The sequence below is a fragment of the candidate division WOR-3 bacterium genome, from assembly GCA_039801365.1.
Classification (GTDB): domain Bacteria; phylum Hydrothermota; class Tepidihabitantia; order Tepidihabitantales; family Tepidihabitantaceae; genus JBDRUN01.
The window spans coordinates 20,758-40,305 of record JBDRUN010000001.1; the positions used below are offsets into that span (position 1 = coordinate 20,758).

Annotated in this window: 15 protein-coding genes; 1 reads left to right on the plus strand and 14 read right to left on the minus strand. The window is 58.6% G+C overall.

What is annotated here, in order from left to right:
- Positions 1-7: 7 nt before the first annotated feature.
- From rph to ABIL25_00120, 8 genes are all read right to left on the minus strand, one after another.
- Entirely contained in the window at positions 8-766 is a 759-nt protein-coding gene (gene rph, locus ABIL25_00085; protein ID MEO0080679.1) for a ribonuclease PH, read from the minus strand.
- Positions 763-1,650, minus strand: a complete 888-nt coding sequence (gene murI, locus ABIL25_00090; GenBank protein MEO0080680.1) for a glutamate racemase — start codon at positions 1,648-1,650, stop codon at positions 763-765. Before murI ends, rph begins: the two co-directional genes overlap by 4 nt.
- A complete protein-coding gene (locus ABIL25_00095; protein ID MEO0080681.1) occupies positions 1,640-3,079 on the minus strand; it encodes an N-acetylmuramoyl-L-alanine amidase in 1,440 nt (479 codons plus the stop codon). Before ABIL25_00095 ends, murI begins: the two co-directional genes overlap by 11 nt.
- Positions 3,080-3,142: 63 nt before the next feature.
- Complete coding sequence (smpB, locus tag ABIL25_00100) at positions 3,143-3,736, minus strand: SsrA-binding protein SmpB (protein ID MEO0080682.1); 594 nt, start codon at positions 3,734-3,736, stop codon at positions 3,143-3,145.
- A 679-nt stretch (positions 3,737-4,415) separates the two neighbouring features.
- Positions 4,416-9,659 (minus strand): sigma 54-interacting transcriptional regulator, encoded by a 5,244-nt coding sequence (locus ABIL25_00105; protein MEO0080683.1) that lies wholly within the window; start codon positions 9,657-9,659, stop codon positions 4,416-4,418.
- Positions 9,660-10,026: 367 nt separating this feature from the next.
- Positions 10,027-10,809 (minus strand): nitrilase-related carbon-nitrogen hydrolase, encoded by a 783-nt coding sequence (locus tag ABIL25_00110; protein MEO0080684.1) that lies wholly within the window; start codon positions 10,807-10,809, stop codon positions 10,027-10,029.
- A 132-nt stretch (positions 10,810-10,941) separates the two neighbouring features.
- Complete coding sequence (locus ABIL25_00115) at positions 10,942-11,838, minus strand: YitT family protein (protein ID MEO0080685.1); 897 nt, start codon at positions 11,836-11,838, stop codon at positions 10,942-10,944.
- 264 nt (positions 11,839-12,102) lie between these two features.
- Positions 12,103-12,774, minus strand: coding sequence for a hypothetical protein (locus ABIL25_00120; protein ID MEO0080686.1), 672 nt, complete (start codon positions 12,772-12,774; stop codon positions 12,103-12,105).
- Between the two features lie 327 nt (positions 12,775-13,101).
- Here ABIL25_00120 and ABIL25_00125 point away from each other — a divergent pair, with 327 nt between their 5' ends.
- Complete coding sequence (locus ABIL25_00125) at positions 13,102-13,320, plus strand: zinc ribbon domain-containing protein (GenBank protein ID MEO0080687.1); 219 nt, start codon at positions 13,102-13,104, stop codon at positions 13,318-13,320.
- A gap of 193 nt (positions 13,321-13,513) precedes the next feature.
- Here the strand turns inward: ABIL25_00125 and ABIL25_00130 are convergent, their stop codons facing one another.
- The 6 genes from ABIL25_00130 to mgtE form a co-directional block, all read right to left on the minus strand.
- Positions 13,514-14,083, minus strand: coding sequence for a regulatory protein RecX (locus tag ABIL25_00130; protein MEO0080688.1), 570 nt, complete (start codon positions 14,081-14,083; stop codon positions 13,514-13,516).
- Between the two features lie 123 nt (positions 14,084-14,206).
- Entirely contained in the window at positions 14,207-15,256 is a 1,050-nt protein-coding gene (recA, locus tag ABIL25_00135) for a recombinase RecA (protein ID MEO0080689.1), read from the minus strand.
- 45 nt (positions 15,257-15,301) lie between these two features.
- On the minus strand, positions 15,302-15,748 hold the full coding sequence (locus ABIL25_00140) for a thiamine-phosphate pyrophosphorylase (GenBank protein ID MEO0080690.1): 447 nt from the start codon (positions 15,746-15,748) through the stop codon (positions 15,302-15,304).
- A 269-nt stretch (positions 15,749-16,017) separates the two neighbouring features.
- Positions 16,018-16,860, minus strand: coding sequence for a transporter (locus ABIL25_00145; GenBank protein MEO0080691.1), 843 nt, complete (start codon positions 16,858-16,860; stop codon positions 16,018-16,020).
- A 61-nt stretch (positions 16,861-16,921) separates the two neighbouring features.
- The gene (locus ABIL25_00150; protein ID MEO0080692.1) at positions 16,922-17,677 is read right to left on the minus strand and encodes a hypothetical protein; all 756 of its coding nucleotides are present in this window, start codon (positions 17,675-17,677) and stop codon (positions 16,922-16,924) included.
- Positions 17,678-18,120: 443 nt separating this feature from the next.
- The gene (mgtE, locus tag ABIL25_00155; protein ID MEO0080693.1) at positions 18,121-19,479 is read right to left on the minus strand and encodes a magnesium transporter; all 1,359 of its coding nucleotides are present in this window, start codon (positions 19,477-19,479) and stop codon (positions 18,121-18,123) included.
- Between the last annotated feature and the right edge of the window lie 69 nt (positions 19,480-19,548).

A 19,548-nucleotide genomic window follows, 5' to 3' on the forward strand; every position in this document is an offset into this window, starting at 1 on the left:
TTCCCCCTCACTGGCCCAGTACCGCGTGCTGCCGCCGGATGAGCTCACTAACCGCGCGGCCGCCCAAATCAATCATCCGTCTCAGCTCCTCGACCGTAAACGGCATCCCCTCAGCCGTTGCCTGAATTTCCACAATCCGGCCGGACTCGGTCATCGCCAGATTCAGGTCCACATCGGCCCGCGAATCCTCATCGTAGGCCAAGTCAACAAGCAGCTCGTCCCTGACCTTGCCAAGACTCACTGCCGCAACGTACTCGATAACCGGACTGCGCTCGATCTCTCCACGGCTCCGAAGCCAGCCAAACGCCTGGACCAGGGCACAGAAGCCGCCAGTCAAAGCCAACGTCCGCGTACCGCCATCCGCCTGCAACACGTCGCAGTCAACAATTACCTGCCGCTCACCGAGTGCCTCAAGGTCGCACACTGCCCGCAGCGCGCGACCCAGAAACCGCCTTATCTCTGCGGAACGGCTCCGCGGCCGCTCGGACTCGCGTGCGGTCCGCTCGTGGGTCGAACGTGGCAAAAGTGCGTACTCAGCCGTTACCCAGCCCTGACCGGTGCCGACAAGAAATGCCGGAACCCGACGCTCGACCGTTGCGGCACACAGCACTCTTGTATTCCCGGCGCTTGCCAGACACGACCCTTCGGCATGAGCAAGGAAGCCAAGCTCAAGCACCACCGGACGCATCTCATCCGGCCTGCGGCCGTCATTTCGTAACGCGACCGACGACTTGGCATCATAAGTTGGGAACTGAGGATTGATCATTGTCCGTCTCCGACCGATGCCCTTGTTACCTCGCCAAGTGGCGCACCAAGAAAACGGGTACCGACGACTTCAAAACTGGGCGCGAGGTCAGAAAGGTAGACGCGGAGCCAGGACGGCCCGGTCGGCGCGAGCAACCCCTTATCCTGGAGAAGCTGGGCTGCGGCACGCGCCGTCTCCTGCGAAGCGTCCACAAGCCGGATACCTGGGCCTACGACCCGAGCAATTATGCCGGCCAGCAGCGGAAAGTGTGTACAGCCGAGCAGTAACGCATCAACGTTCTCATCCACGAGCCCTCCGAGATAGTACCGGCAGACCAGCTCTGCTGCCCTTGTCCGGAGTGCGTCGGCGGCTGACTGCCGACTGTCGGCCGGTGTCTCCGCTCCCCATCCTTCCTCAGCCATCGGCACAAGCAGCGGCGTCGCCCTGGCGACAACCTCAATGTCCGGCCGCAACGCCCGGATTGCCCGCTCGTACGCGGCTGAAAGGATTGTCGCCGTTGTGCCAATGACCGCTACCCGGCTGCTCCTAGTTGCTGCTACCAGAGCTCGCGCCCCCGGCTCGACCACGCCGATGACCGGCACCATCAAACTCCGCCTTAATTCAAGCAGTGCCGCCGATGATGCCGAGTGGCACGCGACGATAATCAGCTTCACGCCTCGGGTAACAAGGAACCGGGCGTCCTGCTGCGCAAACCGCGTAATCGTCTCGGCCGACTTCGTGCCGTATGGCACGCGGGCAGTATCGCCGAAATAGATAATACTTTCTGCTGGCAACAGAGCACGCAGTGCCCGCACCACGGTCAGCCCGCCGATACCTGAATCAAAGACTCCAATTGGCGCATCCGCCCTCGGATTTCGGACCGTCGGTTGTGCCTCAGCTACCATTTACCCGTCGCTCGTACGCCTTGACAAACTCAACGATGCCCTTGGCGATACCTTCGGCCAGTCGCTCCCGGTGACGGGCATCACCCAGCAGCTTCTCTTCACTCCGATTGGTCAGAAATCCGCATTCCACGAGCACTGCGGGCATGTAGTTATTCCGAAGCACATAAAAATTCGCCTGCCTGACGCCACGGTTTGCCACCCGCGCCAGGGGCAGCGTCTGCTCGTGGATTCTCGCCGCCAGCTCGCTCGATTCGTAGAGAAACTCATTCTGTGCCAGGTCGGTCAAGATGAGCTCCAGCTCATCGCTCATCACGACTGAGTCTGTCGCTTCAAACTCCAGTGCGGCGTTCTCGCGGGCTGCAACCGCTCGTTCCCAGTCCGACTTGCTTTCGGAGAGGAAGTAAGTCTCCAGCCCGCAGGCCTGACGGTTCGGTGCGGCGTTAGCGTGAATCGAAACAAACAGGTCTGCCTTCCACTCATTCGCAAGTTTCGACCGGTCGGAAAGCGTCACCAGCTCATCGTCCGTGCGCGTCAGCCGCACCTCATACCCGGCTTCCTCGAGTTTGGGCTTGACCCGTTTTGCCACGTCCAGCACCACTGACTTCTCAAGTGTACCGGCGGTTCCAACCGCCCCAGGGTCTTCGCCACCGTGCCCCGGGTCGAGCACGATGCGGCGAACCCGGCGTACCGGCTTTGGCCAAAACCGAACTTCAATCCCGGTCGAGTCAGCCGCGGCACTGGCGTTCGCTGGCCGGCGAAAAGTGAACACTAGGACTGTACTACTTCCTGGTTCCAGTTGGACTGACTGGAGCAGACCGTTGCCGGCAAGAATTGGCAACAGCCCCAGTTGTACTTCTGTCTGCGAGTCGCATTTCGCGGCGACCGCCAGCCGATACTCCAGCCCGGACCTTGCCTCACCGTGCCACGCAGACCGGGTCGTAACATCCCTCGCGCCCGAGCCCTGCACTCCGAACCTTGCCACGGCAGTATCGCCAGACCCAAACACGCCAGCAAGCACAAGCGATGGCAGACTCGGTGCAAGGTCGGGCAGAATTGCACCGAGCGTCAGCACCGGGATGTAGAGCTGACCATCCTCCAGCCTTGGCGCCAGCGGCAGAAGGATCTCCCGGTCCGCACAACGCACCGTCGTACTTTCGGCCCAAAAGACGTACTCTGCGCCCGAACCTGCGGACAATACCGCCACGAACCGCCGCACCGGACCGTTCGGAGTTTCCTCTGACACGCGCCAGAAACGGCCACCGCAGGCCTGAACTAGCGCCGCCAGCGCCACGTAGTCCGTACCGTCCAGCCGGTACACCGGAACATCTTGTCCGCAGACACTAATACCGGTTCCGGATACCGAAGAAGCCAAAAGAAGCAGACTGAATACCGAGACACCTATGGTTCCGCCCCTCAAGCCCCTACCCATTCTTGTTCTTGTCGAAACTGGAACTCGCAGTGTCTTTTCCGATTTTCTGGCGTCGGCCCCATTTCACCTTCTCTTCGCCAACCGCTGTACTGCGCGGTCTTCGCGTTCGATCGCCCGCCGTCGCAACTGCTCGCGATGGTCGTAAGACTTCCTACCGCGACACAGCGCCAGCTCCACCTTTGCCTTGCCCCGGGCATTGAAATAAAGCCGGAGCGGAATGAGTGTGTAGCCCCGCAGTGTCGTGCGGCCGAACAACCGTCTGATTTCATCCCGATGCAGCAGCAGCTTCCGTCGGCGCTTCGGCTCACGGTTGAATACGTTGCCCTGGGCATAGGGCGCGATATTGACATCGTACAGAAATACCTCGCCGTGCTCAACCGCGGCATAGCCTTCGTCAAGCGAAACGTTACCGGCACGCAAGGACTTGACTTCCGTACCGGCAAGTTCGATGCCCGCCTCGACCCGCTCAAAGACTGTATAGTCACGTAACGCCTTGCGGTTGGTGGCAACCGTCTTGTTCCTGGGTCGGGTATCCGAAGCACGGGTTCCGTTACGCCCTCGGGAACCTTGACCGTTTTCTCCGCCATGCGAAGTCTTGACCCCGCCTTTTCGGCAAAGCAGCAGCAAGCCGCTGTCCTCCACGGTCGTCTCTCTCATACTTGGATTATACGAGGTCGTCCTTTTCAGTCAACGACCCCAGTTTCAGAAGACAGACAAACGTTGGATCCAGCACAAGCGGCGGCCCCCAATTAGGTTCAAGCCAAGAAGGTAGCGGCGCAAGATGCCGGCGGGTTGCTACCCGCAATAATTGACACCCCGGCGTCTGGAACCGGGAATCCGGGACAACCCCCAAAGCCCCAGCCAGGGTCTCGGCACCCAAGGCCCGAAGTAGTCTCACGAACCCAACCGAACAGTCATGAAATGCGCACCCACGACACAACCTTCCTGGCAAGACGCCCGTAACGGTCGCACTCACATCAGGAAGGCCGGCCTCGCTAAAGACCGGCCTTCCTTCCTGTCCCATACCATCTGGGACAGGCACAGCGTGTAGCCTAGCCCTGCGACGGCGGATCCGGCAGTGGCCCCGGCTTCGGGGGAATCGGATATCCGTCCATAGTTACACCTCCGTTTGGCGAAAGTTACAGAAACACTATCACGACATCTTAATGCAATACCAATACCAAAACCCGTGCTGTGCTAAGTCTATTACTGGCAATGTATTAGAACAGTGTCGCACTAATATCACAACTGCTTAATGTCGCAGTTTGATTGCTGGGCAGTGCCCAGTATGACTAATGAGTTGCTACTGCGAAGCTTATCGTCGCAAGGTGTGCGACTAGTTATCCAAGACGATTGACCGGTCTATCCGGTAGCGCTTTATCAGCCGCTGCAACTGACGGCGGTGCGTTGCTAGTAACTCCGCGGCTTTGGTGACGTTTCCGTCGGTCTCCTTCAGCGCAGCAATAACCTGGTCCCGGTCGAACGCGCGGCGTTTATGCCCGGGGCCAGGCTCAGTTTCGGTGTCGGTCGCACTGAACGCACTACCCAGGTCTTCGAGGGCGATCCGGCGTCGCTGCGTCATTATGACGGCGCGTTCGATAACGTTCTGGAGCTCGCGCACATTACCCAGCCACTGGTAGTTGAGAAAGGCCTTCATCACGCTCTCGTCGAAGCCAACGACCGGTTTATTGAGTTGCCGGGCGTAGCGTTTGACAAAGAAGTTCGCCAGGTGAGGAATATCGGTGGTACGTTCACGAAGCGGCGGTACTTTGATTGACACCACGTTCATGCGGTAGTACAGGTCCTGCCGGAAACGTCCTTCGGCCACCTCAGTCGCAAGGTCTTTGTTCGTTGCACAGATAAGCCGGACGTCAACATGGCGGGTCTCGGTGTCGCCCACCCGGCGGACCGTCCGTTCTTCTAGGACCTGGAGTAGTTTGCCTTGGGTGCTGAGTGTGGTGTTGGTAACCTCATCCAAGAATGCCGTGCCGCCCTCCGCGGTTTCAAACAGTCCAGGTTTGTCCTTGACTGCACTCGTGAACGCACCCCGGACGTGACCAAACAACTCTGACTCCAGAAGCGTTTCGGGCATGGTACCGCAGTTGATGGTAACGAACTCACGGTCCTTGCGTCCGCTCTTGGAGTGAATCAGCCGTGCAAGTACCCCTTTACCAGTCCCTGTTTCACCGGTCAGGAGTACGGTGCAGTCGGTTGGTGCGATTCGGTCAATGATCTGGTACACATCACGAATTGCTTTGGAGCGGCCAAGGAAATACCCAGTTGCCGCGTCAACAAGGATATCCTCACGCATCGCCGACATCTCTTCTTGCAGGCGCTGGAATGCCAGCGACTTGTCAATCGTTGCCGCAAGGAGGTTGGCGACCGACATCAGGAGGTTCTTGTCTTCCTCAAGGAAAAGGTGCGCGGTAATCCGGCTGTCCAAATAGATCGTACCGACTACCCGGTTTTCAACTTTGAGGGGTGCGCATAGCAGCGAGCGGATCTTGTTGAGCATCACACTGTTGGCGTGCGAGAATCGTGGGTCGGAGAAGGCATCGGCCGAGAAAACAATATCCCCCCGACGTTTGACCTTGCGCAATACTGACTGGGAGACCGACATAGCGTCATCAACTGTGGCGTGGTCAACGCCGCGGGCCGCGGCTGGTACAAGCTTCGTGCCTTGGTAAAGAAACAACACTCCACGCTCAGCTTTGGTTACTTCGACAATAAGGTCGAGCACCCGGTCGCAGAAGTCGTCCTTATCAAGTCCCATGCTCATGAGCTCGCTAAGTCGGTAGAATACCTTGAGATACTCGCCCCGCTCCCGCGCCTTGAGCTGCATCGTTGCCGCAACTTGAGTGAGGACCTCGGTAAGTTCCTCGGCCCGCTGGAGGTCGAACTGGGCGCCGAGACTCCTGAATATTTCCTCGGCGTGCCGCAGGTTCGCAAGCGCCTCAGATAGCTCCGACTCCGGAACTGGTCGGAATGAGACTGGCATCTTGAGGTCAACCGTTTGCTCGCCCCGGCTCTGCTTGGTCAGAGCCTGACCGGAAGCGAGGAGCGAGAGACCGAGTTCGTACTTTGAGCCGAGGCCTTTGAGGAGCTCGATACTGCGCCTTATCTCCTGCGTGCCACGTTCGCATTTGTCGGTGAAACATTTGGCCAGTCCGGAGAAACGCAACGCCACAGCGTACTCCTTGGAGGACGGGTACTCGCCGAGCAGAACAAGTGCCCGGCAAGCGTCGGTGAGCGCACGGCCATAGTCACCGGCTGCCAGGCGGAGCTGCGCGGCCTGCGTGAAGAGCGAGGCCCGCTTGCGCCAGTCCTTCTCCTGGCGGGCTAGCCCGAACGCGACGACAATACTGCGCCGGGCGGCATCAAGCTTTTCGCTCAGGAGCGCCAGTTGAATCCGGCAGTCGGCAACATAGAAACTGACATCCGGATTCTTCGCCTGTTCAGCCAACCTACTTGCCTCAGCCAGGAGGCGTTCGGCCTCGTCCAGGTCCCCGGTTCTTGCTTTAAGCCGGGCCATGTTCGCAAGAACCGTCGCCCGGTCTGCTCCGGAGCCGGCCAGTTCCTGAACCTGCCCCTCCATCGCCCGGCTGAAGTGACGTTCAGCCTCTTTCCAGTCGCCCCGTTCGTCCGAAACCGAGCCCAGGTTGGAATTCAGGTAGGCAATCGCCGCGCTATCGCCCATTCGCTCGGCCAGACGCAGCGCCTCCTCAAAATAATCATATGCCTTGTCCCATTCGCCCTCGTCCTGACTGATGATTCCCAGCCCCTGCAGTGTTCGGAGCAGGAAATAGACGTCACCGGACTTGCGCTGAGCCGGGAGGTAGCGCTGGTAGTACTCTCTTGCCTTGTCGAGTTCTCCTCGGCGCCACCACAAGGTTGCAATGAATTGACTTACCTTGCCGACATTGTAGCCGTCGCGGACCGCTTCGTATATCCCGAGGCTCCGCTCGGCAAGTTGCAGCGCCAGTACAAAGTCGGAGCGCGACCAGGCAAGCACCGAAAAATAGTAGAGGGTCCGGCCGGAAAGTTGATTGAACGACTCCTGGTCCTGCGTCTTGAGCTTCTCGGTTGCCTGCAGCGCCTGAGTCAGAAGGTCTTCAGCCCGATCGAACTGCTCTAGCGAACAGTAAGACCACCCCAAGTCTGCAAGGATCCGGACGTAGTCCGCGCCGGTCTTGTCCGGCTGCATCAGGAGCGCCTGGCTGAAGTAATTCAATGCCTCGTCGTTTCTGCCTTGGCGCTGGTACACAAGCCCGAGCTTGCGTAGAAACCGGGCGAGAAGCTCCTTCTGCCGACTGAGCTCCTTATCCGCGACGATTATGCCCATGCCTTGGGTGTAGATATCAATTGCCTCAGCATAGCGGCCGGTGATTTCACGCAATTCACCGACTGTCTGAATCAGTTCGACCCGCTCTCGGGCCGGCGCCGTCTTGGGTGACAGTGACAGCGCTGTCTCGTAGAATCCGAGTGCCTGCTCAGAAAGCTGAAACTCACGGGCCCGGCGACCGGCTCGCACCGAGTACGCGTAGGCCCGGTCGGCAATCCCGGCCTGAGTGTAGTGGTACGCTAGGTCGAATATCAGCTTGTCTTGCTTCTCGGGATATAGCAGCTCCAGTGCCAGTGCCACGCGACGATGGTTCTCCCGCCGCTGCTCAATCGGCAGCCGGTCGGTAACGACCGCTTCAAGAATCTTCGAGGACAGAATGAAGGATGCCATGCCCTCACCGGCAAACGTCCGCAGCAACCCCAGCCCCTTTAGCCGGCCAAGCACGTTAAACAGCACCTTCTCGTCGTAGGGCAGTACCGCGCGCAGGAACTCGAGCGAGAACGGCGCGCCGGCAGCCGCACCGACCTCGAGGATTTCGAGCTCCTCCTCGGTCAGATTCTTGAGCCGTCGCCTCACAACATCCGTCACTGTCTCAGGCGGCCGGTACGCAACAAGTTCGTCGCTCTGAAGCTGCCAGCGACCGTTGCGCATGACGAGCACTTTGCTCTCGATCAGCGCGTGAACTGTTTCGATAATAAACAGTGGGTTGCCGCCCGTGGTCTGCATCAGCCACGCCGTCAGCTCGTCGGAACGGCCGGCCTCGCCCAGTAGCGAAGTGGCAAGCTGCCGGACCTCGATCTGGTTCATGCCCGGCAGCGTGATGTGAGTCAGGAAACCAGTTCTCTCAAGCTCGGCGACAAGGTCGAGGAACCGTCTCTCCTTGAGCCCACACACAAAGACCGAAATGCGGTCCTTGCCCAGGCTGAAAACAAGGTAGCGAAGAAACTCCAGGCTGGTCGGGTCAAAGAGTTCGAAATCGTCAATAATCAGAACCAGGCTGTGCTCGACCCGGTGTGACGCGGCCAGTTCGCGCAGCCGCTGGGTCACGAGTTCAAACAGGCGGAACTTGCCCTCTTCCGAGATGCTGGACAGGCTTGCCTCTTCCGATGCTGGCAGGTCGGTCCGGGCATAGACCCGCAGGTACCCGAGCAGCGACTCAATCAGGGACTGCGGCCGCGCGCCAAGTGATGCTGGCTCGAATGCGAAGATCGTCGCTCCCTCGAGCTGGGCCATGAACTTGAACTCAGACATCAACCTGGTCTTACCCACACCGCGCTCACCCGACACGCACACCACTGCGGACTTGCCCTGTGCGGTCCCGGTCAGCAATGAGCTGAGCTGAACAAGCGTATCGGCACGGCCGACGAAGCTCGGCGCCATCAGGTACTTCACTGAGCCGCCAACCGCCGTGGATGAGGCGCTGCCGGTCAGTGCCTCAATCGCCGCGCTGGCAGAACGCGGACGTCGGTCCGGGTCCCGGTTGAGCAGCGACATGAGAAATGCTTCAAACTTTTCGGGAATACCAGGGGCGTGCACGCGGGCTGGCTCGAAGTCAGAGTAGTACTGCCTCCTCAACCACGCTCTGAGGTCCTTCTCAGTCAAAGGACCCTTTCCGGTGACAGTTTCGTACAATACCATCCCGAGCGAGTACAGATCAGCCCGGGCGTCTGCCTCGGTGCCCTTGAACACCTCAGGTGCCACGTACCCTAAAGTGCCGCGTGGCTCGACCGAGTGAGCCAGACTCATCTGCTCGGCAAACCCAAAATCGAGCAGCTTAGTCTTTGGCCCACCGTCGTGGTCGGTAACGAGCACATGCGGGGGCTTTAGGTCGCAGTGAATCAAACCCTGCGCATGGATACTGTCCAGGGCGGCAAGTATCTGAACCGTCACCTGTTCCAGCTCAGGTGTGTACCCCTTGGAAAAGTACGCATTCAACGGCACCCCATCGAAGAATTCCATTGTGAAATACGGTCGGCGCTCCTGAGTCGTGCCGTAGTCAATCGCACGGACGATTCCAGGATGGTCAAAACGCGACAGATGGTAAAACTCGCGACTGAGCCGCAACTCCGCTTCTTTCGGCGCGTCCTCGCGCAGGACCTTCATGGCTAGGACCTGCCCCGAGACTAAGTCATTAACTTTGTAAACTTCGGTGTGTTCCCCGCCCCCAATAAAGACAATGACTTGGTACCGGTCGGACAGCACGCGAGAGGGGTGGAATGCTCCCTCGGATTGCTGCACCACTAATTATATTGGGAGCAAGCGATTTGGTCAAGTCGGTGCGACAAGCAAAGGTGGCGCGACATATTTCTAACAGCCTACAAATGCTTCGGTTAGCCATGGTCTGCAACAGCAGGTACAAAATACCTGAAATCAGTGTCGGCCGAACAGGCACCGCTGGTACCTTGAGCCCAGAGTCACGCCACCTGAACCCTTGGGCAGTCATTACCATCTTTTTTATTTCCGTTCCCTGCTTCGTCCTGGTTTCCCCTAACTGTGCTACCAATCGAACATTATAAGGTTTGGGGCTCTTCGAAGTTTACCAAGACTTGAGGCAAACATTCCCACAAGGACCATGAGCCCGCGCCACAAGCCAACTAAAGAGACCTCAGTACAGGTCGGTACGGCGGTCAGAAAGCAGGTGGTTGCGCGGGGTGACCATCTTGTCCAGCGCTTCACGCGGGTCAATCTCGACAACCGGGAGTTCCTCGGTATCCGCTCCGGCCCGGTAAAGCAGCCTGCCGCTAGGCGCAACAATCTGGCTGCGGCCGACAAAGCGTATTTCACGTTCAGTAAGTTTCTCCGAACCGGTGCGGTCGGCAAGAATCCAGAAAACGCGATTCTCAATCGTGCGGCAGGTGCTTGTCATAAAGGCATAGTCAAGCACGAGGTTTGCCGGATGGCAGATGATTTGGGCCCCGCGCAGCGCAAGGGCCCGGGCGGCCTCGGGAAAGAAGTGGTCAAAGCAGACCAGCATCCCGACCTTGACGCCGCCGACGTCGAACACCGGAAAAGGCGTATTGCCGGGCTCGAACATATCCTTCTCGTCTGCGAACAGGTGGGCCTTGCGATAGACACCGGTTTCGCCTGAGCCAGTGACGAGAACCGCCGAATTATAGATCCGGTCGCCAGCTCGCTCGGCCAGCCCGAAGACTACCGCCATGTTCATTCGACGACACAGCTCAAGCATTGATCGGCAGGACTGGCCATCCGGAATCGGTTCGGCAAACCGAAGCAGCTCTTCGCGAGAAGAGAAAAGGTACCCGGTGGTGCACATCTCGGGTAGAACTATAAGGTCGGCCTTGATGTGGCCGAGCGCAGCGGCAATACGCGCCAAATTTAGCTCGGGATTGTGAAATGACGGGCAGAATTGGTAAAATCCTATTCTCATCAGCTTGAATAAGGTTCACGAGCGTTGCTGGGGAGCAAGCAAAATTGAAGGCGCCGGATTCGACTCTGGTCTCGACACAGCCCCTGGCTCAACCCTCCGTACTTGCCACCCATGTCTTGGCTGTCTTGTATCCTATGTTCTCGGCTTGAACCCCTCTCCCAGCACTTCATAGACGTCGGTAATAGTAATGAATGCACGCGGGTCAATCTTGCGCACCAGGTCGCGGATCGGGCCTACTTCACGTCGGGCCATGACACAGTAGACCATCGGCCTCGGACTGTCGGTGTAGGCGCCGACGCCGGTCAGTAGCGTGGCCCCCCGGTTCATCGTCGTAGTAATGGCACCGGCGATTTCCGGGCCACGGTCCGAGATAATGAACATCGCCCGGGTATAGCTAAGACCCTCAAGCACGATGTCAAGGGCACGGGTTGAGAGATAGAGATTCACGAAGCCATACAGAGATAGTTCAATATTGCTGAACGCCAGCCCAGCCGCAGCGATAATAATGGCGTCAACTATCAGAATTGCGGTGCCGGTCGAAAGGTCCGTGCCGCGGGCAATCACTTGACCGACGATGTCGGTGCCGCCGGTAGAGCCGCCCCCGCGGAGCACAAGTCCGAGTCCCGCCCCAAGCATGATGCCACCGAAAATGGTTGCCAGCAGGGGACTCGTGGTCGCCGAGCCGACCGGCACGACGTATCGGAAGAAATCAATGAAACCGGACGAGATGACGATGCCAAGCACCGACTTCACGCCGTAGCCCAGCCCCATGGTGCGTATGCCGATGAGAAACAACGGAATGTTCAGAATGATGACGACCAGGCCGACAGGTGTGTTCAAGAAGTGATTGACGATCATTGAGATGCCACCGACGCCGCCCGGCACGACCTGATGCGGAATCAAAAAAAGGTCGTAGGCCAAGCCCACCGTTGCCGAACCAACCACGATCAGCGCAATGTCACGCAGCATCCGGACTGCAATCTGCTGTTTCGGCCGGGGCTTTTCACCAAGTTCTGTTCGCTCAGCCACGGGCAAGTCTATCGGGATGCGCCGCGGCAGTCAACTGACCGCCCTTGAATCACTGGTCAGAGCCGTGGAATGGCAAGCATCGCCAGAAGTCGTCTCGCTTGCCCTTCAGGAAGTCCGACCGCGTGTCTCCGGCAATAAAAAGACTTGCCTTCAGGCCCGGAAAACTGCGAGGAACGCCGTCACATCTTTGTGGCCCAAGCGCGCGGCGGTGGATTCACCCGGGGCCACCCGACCTTGAACTAGGAACCCTACTTCGCCGGAGGGTTATTCGTCTTCATCCCCCTTGGGAAGGACAACACCGCTTTCGTTCGTCAACCCCAGTTGGTCCGCGCCAGCCTGAGTAAGGTTTGGAATGTACGGTTTGACCTGTTCCACCGTCTGAAATCCTGCCTTGGTGCTGTCCGAGGCAACAGTGTTCCAGCTTCCGCTAGTCCAGTGCAGGATGTGAGCGGACGCTTTCTCGCTGACCGCTGAACTGACTATCGCCCACTCGTTCCAGATTGACACACGACAGCCCGGATTGTCCTCAATCAGTTTTCGGCAATCCTCAGGTAGCGGGAGTCTAGTATCTATCAGTCCAAGCGAGTGCGCCCCCTCGGGTGTTAGATTGGGAATGTACGGTTGAACATCGGCTGTGTACCAGAAACCTTCGGTTGTCGAGGCAATCGTCTTCCACGCTCCGTTCTCCCAGCGCATCAGATACGCCGGCATATCGCCGCTCTCGGTGCTCCGGTCCCTGACTATCACCCACTCGTTCCATGTCGCCACCTCGCTACCCAACTTGCTGTTTTCCTCAACCAGCCGTCGGACCGCCTCAGCCGGGGGTAGATACTGCTTCGCGGTGACTGTAGCTCCCTTCGGACCACATCCAGGAACAAGTGTCAGCGTAAACAAGACCGTGACCGCGGTTCGACTCAATCTTCTGTACTGTGACATCTTTCTCCTTTCGAAAGCAGAAGACCAGGCACTGATACCGCTGCGCTTAAGACAGACCACGCGACCAAAGGTGTCTAGACTTGCTGCGCGCTTTGCCGAACAGAGTATCGTCCGTGCGCGCCAAGTCAAGAGAACGCGTTGCCTCACCTTCAAGAGTTGGTTCCTGCCGGTTCACAACTTGGTCAATTCGATTCTGGACAAAGGGGATGGGTCAGGTATGGGTTTCAGAGACAACAGCCCTTATTCCCGGCGCAAACCCGGGCATTGACGTCAGGATAGCACAAGTATAATGTCGTCACGACAAAGAAGTGCTTACAAGGAGGCGCGATGCTTTGCTGGCAATGCGGTGCTGAAATCCCGGCCGACGCTCAGACCTGTCCTGAGTGCGACGCCGAGCTGGGCGAGACCCCAAGACTCCGGGTCCGCCGGGGCGAATTGCGCTGTCCGGAGTGTGGCTCCACTTGGGATCGGGAAGAAGAAATCTGCCCGGAGTGCGGGATGTCGCCCTTCGATGACATCCCGGCACCGGACGAAACCGACCTCTAGCCAGAATCACCGACCCGACGCAAGTGCCGGGGAGTTCCCGGCTTAGCCCCTAGAACCACTTCTAATCGTCTGGTGTGGTTGATAACTAATGACCTGTGTCAGCGGTCATGGACTTGCTGCGGGCTCATCGCGCAGCCAGGGAATGGAGTTTCGGGCGACAAGTTCTGATTCCCGGCGCTTTGCCGTACCGCGACTAGTCTTCTTCGAGCTCAAGCACCTGCGAGATAGTGCTATAGGCAAACCCGCGGCGAGCGAGAAGTGCAAAGAGCCGTTTCTTTCGTGTCTTCTCGTCCAGGCCGGTATAGCGCCTGGCATACTTGGCGACCAGCTCCTTTGCGGCAATCGCCTCGTCCGGCGCATCCCGTAAGGCTGCTTCTATCTCCAGCCGGGACACTCCGAGCTTTGTCAGTTCAGCCTTCACCAGCCGCCTGCTGCGGCCCGCAGCCCGAATACGCGCTTCAGCGTAGTCCTGGGCAAACTTCGCATCGTCCACCAGTCTCAACTCCGCCAGTCGCCTGATTGCCGCGTCGGTTACCGCTTCCGAAAAACCCTTTCTGAGCAACCGGCTTCGCAACTCCCTAAGCGTCCGGGCCCGGTATGACAGCAGCAGCGCCGCGTACTCCTTGGCCTGGCGAAGTTCATCATCCTGCTTGATACGCTCAAGTTCCTGTTCCGAAAGTTCCTGCCCGACCGCAAGCCCCAAATTCTCAGCGGTCTTCTTGCTCAGGTTCAGGACGTCGCTGCCGTCGAGAAAAACCTGCACGCGGCCTGGTTTTCCTGGCCGCCTTCTGATCTCCGAAATCACCCGCCGATGTTGTCGCGTCTCCGTGGCTCGGCGCCTCCTGGCTATTGGCCACCACGTCGGATTTTCCGGGACATCCCCAGCCTACTTCTTCTTTGATGGTTCGGATGCCGGGCCCTCGTTCTTCAAGGACTTGGGCCTGGGGATGCCGAGCTTCTCGCGCAGGGCCGTTTCAATTTTCTCGGCGTCCTTCGGGTTCTCATTCAGATATTCAATGGCCGCCTCGCGACCTTGGCCAATGCGCTTCTCGCCAAAGGTGTACCAGGACCCTGATTTCCCCAGAATGCCCTGTTCCACGCCCATATCTACTAGCTCTCCAGACCGCAGGATGCCATCAGAATAGATAAGGTCGAACTCGGCCTGGCGGAACGGCGGGGCCAGCTTGTTTTTCACTACCCTCACGCGGGTGCGTGCGCCAATTACTTCCTCGCCCTTCTTGATGGCGGCGATTCTGCGAACGTCAAGCCGCACCGACGTGTAGAACTTCAGTGCCAGGCCGCCGGGCGTAGTTTCCGGCGAGCCGAACATCACGCCAATCTTATGTCTTATCTGATTCGTGAATACTGCGCAGGTCTTGGACTTGGAAGCAACACCCGAAAGTTTGCGCAAAGCCTGTGACATGAGACGCGCCTGGACCCCGACAAATGCGTCGCCCATCTCGCCCTCGATTTCCGCCTTGGGCACGAGCGCGGCGACCGAGTCAACCACAAAAAGGTCCAATCCGCCTGACCGGGTTAGAATCTCGGCGATCTCCAGAGCCTGCTCGCCTGAGTCTGGCTGGGACACCAGTAACTGCTCAACGTCGACGCCCAGCCGTTCGGCATAAGCCGGGTCCATTGCGTGCTCGGCGTCAATAAACGCGGCGGTGCCGCCGAGCTTCTGGCACTGTGCGATGAGCTCAAGCGCCAGGGTGGTCTTGCCTGAGGCTTCAGGGCCAAATATCTCAACAAACCGACCCCGCGGCACGCCACCGATGCCAAGTGCGGCATCCAGCCCGAGCGAACCGGTCGGAATAGCCTCAACTGGAACCCGGGCGTGAGAGTCGCCCAGGCGCATCACCGAACCCTTGCCGAACTGCTTCTCGATTTGTCCAAGGGCGCTGCCGAGTGCGGCTTCTTTCTCATCTTTGGGCATCTTTCCTCCGAGGTTGGCGCCAGTATAGAACCGACCTTCACAAAGTCAAGGACGGGCCGCGACGCCTGCCTTCAGACTCCTGGCATCAGATTTCTGACTTACCTTGAGCGCTTGCTTCTCCAAGTCGTAGAGCCGGAACCGGATTGCCTTGAACCGGCCGCTGGCGCGCGGCGCTGCAACCTTGAGCACCTCTTCAAGCACCCGGGCGGCCTCCTCAGCCCGCTTGAAGTTGGCAAACAGCACATCCTCAAGACTACCTCGCTTTGTCCGATCGAACCGGTCACCGCGGCCAAGGTCTGTTTCGCTCCTGCGGCTCAGAACTGCGATACGGCGCAGCGTTCGGGTCTCGACTCCCAGCCGGGTCCGCACTGCCCGCACGCTACGCAACAAACCCCGGCACTCAAGCCCAAATCGAACCACATCCTCGACCACCTTCAGCCCTTCGGTCAGCCGGTTGATATTGACGTCAACGATACGGCTGACCCTGTCCAACACTGCTACCTGGAATCGTTGACCCGACGCCTTACCCGTTGCGGCTATCCTCCACAGCAACAGCCGGCCGGCTTATCCGGCCCATTCTTCTGCATCGGCTCATTGCAACACCCAATTGCGCAGACCTAAACGCAACACCTATCGACCTTAGACACTACTACCCCCGTCGCTACACGAGTACATTTCAATTCCTCTGACCCAAGAACTTCCGCTCGTTCTTATCTCACAGTTGCTCCAAAACTATCTACCCCGGCGTTCAGTCCCAATACCTACGGAACAACCACCCAGACGTCGACACCAACGTAGAAATTCGGGTAACTCCCGCCCCTGGACAGCTTGTACACGGGTAGTGCGACCTTAGGTCGAAAAACGAGACTTGGCGCCAATTTGACCAAAAGCAACGCATTGACCACATGCTGGCTCACTTCGGTGTGCGCCACCGGCGTACCCCTGACCAAGTTCTGTCCGATCATGTATCCCGACAGCGCAACCTGGGGTGTGAGCACTTGCGACAGCACAAAGTCAAAATTGACAACGTACTCGAACATGTTCCCAATCTTGATGATGCTGTCGGTCTTGCCATTGAACCAGTATGCCCCGCGGGCATGGCCGATTAGGGGACCGAGCCGCGCCGTATGCGCGCACAAGCCCAGCCCGACGTCGGTCGTTCGATCACCAATCGGTAACAACTGGCCCCTACCCGCGGTCGGAAAGTTGACCCCAAGCGCCAGTGCCGCCTTTACCGGTGACAACGGGTTCGCAAGGAACGCGTACCGTGCATTCAGCATTACATCACCGAGCCCGCTTGAGCTATACTCGCCCTGTCGCTTTGCCGCAAAAGGCATCACGGCCCCGACCTCGAGCCGCCGAGCGAGCCCCAGTCCCAGAATTACATCGGCACTGACGGTCGTTCTGGGCAGAAATCCGGCAGGAGTAACATAACTGGCACTGTCCCAGTTGTACGTTCTCGCCGACTTATTGTACCCGAAGTTCACCCAAGCCAGCAACTGCATTGGCTTCACAACCGAGCCGGTGCGACCGAGCAATGCTGTCCCGGACGCGGTCCCAGCAATGCCGACAAGACAGACCGCAAGGACCAAAGATTTTCTCAAGTTTCCTCCTCTGGCTAGTTCAGGATAGACCCTGAACCATACTTGTCAATCAGCCGCAGGCCTAATTGCCGGTCAGTACCACCTTAGTCGTACGTCCTTGTCCAATTACAAAATATGTCCCGGCACGCAGATTTCCCGCATCGTTCTCTCCCGGCACAAACTCACCTAGCCGTCGCCCCAGGGCATCAAAAAGCGCCATCCGGCTCCTGCCCGGAATAAGTATCCGGCTACAAGCAAAAGTTGGCCCGGGCAGTTCTCTGGCCGGGTCGGTCCAACGGCCCTCCTTCGCACCAGTACCAAGTTCCCGCACAAACGCAAAGAAGCAGAATTCGCCGACGTTGTCCCGGGTCCAGTTTCCGGGCGTACCGTAGAAGCTGTGAATCGGACTCGAACTGTCGACGTTCACGTACGGGTGGGCGTAAGAGTCAACCCGCCTGTGCGTCGTGGCGATATAGAACTTGCCGGTGTCAATTCTAACTGGCTGAGCAAGACCGTAGTGCGTCCAGTAGGTTCTGGGCGCGGTCAGACTTTCCGATTCCCACAGCAGCGTTTGCCCGTCGCCGCCATAGATCCTGAAGGTGAATACTGAATCGGTCCACGAACCCATGCCCCAGTACCACCATGTTTTCAGTGATTCAACCTGGACTGGGTGGGCGAGACCAAACTCGGACGGGTCTAAGTCCATCGCCCGCTGCGGGCCCTGGAACGCAAACCAACCATCAACACCGTTGTAGTGGCTGACCCATCTTGCCGTATCAGGCTGAGCCAGACTCGAGACAATCAGCCCGGCCGCAAACAGCATAACGATCCATTTCATGTTTTTGCCTTTCTTAACATTGGTGCTCCAGCGCTCGGCACCGTGAATCAGGGCGCCAGGCCCGGCAACCGCGTTCCGGACTCCTCCGCACTCAAAAGCCGACGTTCCCGATTTACCCGGATTCCGGGTGACGGATGCCAGCTACAGATACAATACTAGACAACCGCCCAACTGTGTCAAGCCAACGGTCTGTCTACCCTGCCTTGAACCTAGCAGAGCTGAAGCGTGGAGGCGAGCGAATACAGCGACTACTGCCCAAAGAGCTAGCGGAACACGCAGTGCCGACTCAACCTCCGAAACTTCGAGCTGGACCAAGCTCATGTTTTGAGGCAACGGGGAGTTCTAGAGTACCTCCGTATATTAGGCAACCGAGCCGAAAAGAGCACAACCAGTCGCCGTAATGGCAGCGAGGGATGAAGCAAGCTAGCGTTGGGACCGAGATGCTAGAAAAGCAACAGCGCGGCGTAGCCGAAGTAAATCAGCAGTCCGGTTGCATCCGCCACGGTCGTAAGCAACGGCGAGCTGACAACTGCCGGGTCCAACCGGAACTTCGTGATCGCAATCGGCAACAGACTGCCCAAGATATTGGACCACACCGCAAGCGTTGCCATCGAAAGCCCGACCACAAGTCCAACCGGTGCACCACCCTTGCCCAGCGTGCCACGCACGAAACAGACCGCGCCCAACGTGATGCCGATAAGCACACCGGTCAGCATTTCCTTGCCAACGACCGTGAACCAGCGCCGCATCGAAAGCTCGCCTGTTGCCAGCGCCCGGATGACGAGCGTTGCCGCCTGACTGGCGGTGTTACCACCGCTGTCAATGAGTACCGGAATATAGAAGGCGAGCGCGATTACCGCCTGCAGCATACGTTCAAAATGGGCAATGATGCCGGTTGAGAAAAAGTCGGCAACGAGCAAAACCAGGAGCCAGACAATCCGCTTACGATACAACTTCCAGGGCGAAGCTGCGGTGTAGCTCGTATCCAGAGGCTGAACCGCTGACCCCTTCTGAAAGTCCTCGGTCGCCTCCTCCTCGATGACCTCAAATATGTCGTCGAAAGTAACGATCCCCAGAAGCGCACCGGCGGGATTGGTAACCGGCAGGGCCATCAGATTATAATGCTTCATCTGCCGAGCAGCCTCCTCCTGATCTGCGGTAGCAAGTATCGAAACGTAGCTTCCGTCCATCAATTCCCGCACGGGCTGGGCGCGCTCTGCCAAAACGAACCGCCGGATCGGCAGGTCGTCCAACAGCCGACCGGCCTCATCCACCACGTAGACCATATCAATCGTCTCGGCATCACGACCCTGTGTCCGGATGTGTTCGATTGCCTTACCGACTGTCCACTCCGGCCGCAACGCCACAAAATCCGGCGTCATCAGCCGGCCCACGCTATTCTCCGGATAACCCAAAAGCTCCAACGCCTGCTTGCGCTCCTCCGGCGGCAGCAGGTTCAGAAGCCGCTGGGTCAGACTGGCCGGCAGGTCCTCAAACAACTCGGTGCGGTCGTCAGGCGGCATTGCCAGCACGATGTCCCGCACCCGCTGGTCGCTCATCGAGCGCAAAATTGCCTCCTGCCGCTCCGGAACCATCTCGCCAAATGCTTCGCTAGCCGGCCCAGCCGGCAGCATGCGAAAGAGCAAGATTGCGTCCTCGATGCTCAGAGTTTCCAGAAGGTCGGCCAAATCCGGCGCGGGCCAAGTCACGAGCATTTCCTTGAGCGCACGCCAGTCCTTGGCCGCAATCAGCTCATGAATCTCCGGCAAAAGCAGGGGACGCAAAAGCCTTGGATGCTTCATGATTCGGGCAGTCTATCCATCAGCCGCAACTTGGCAAGCATTTATCCTTGACTTTCTGCGCTTTTCCTG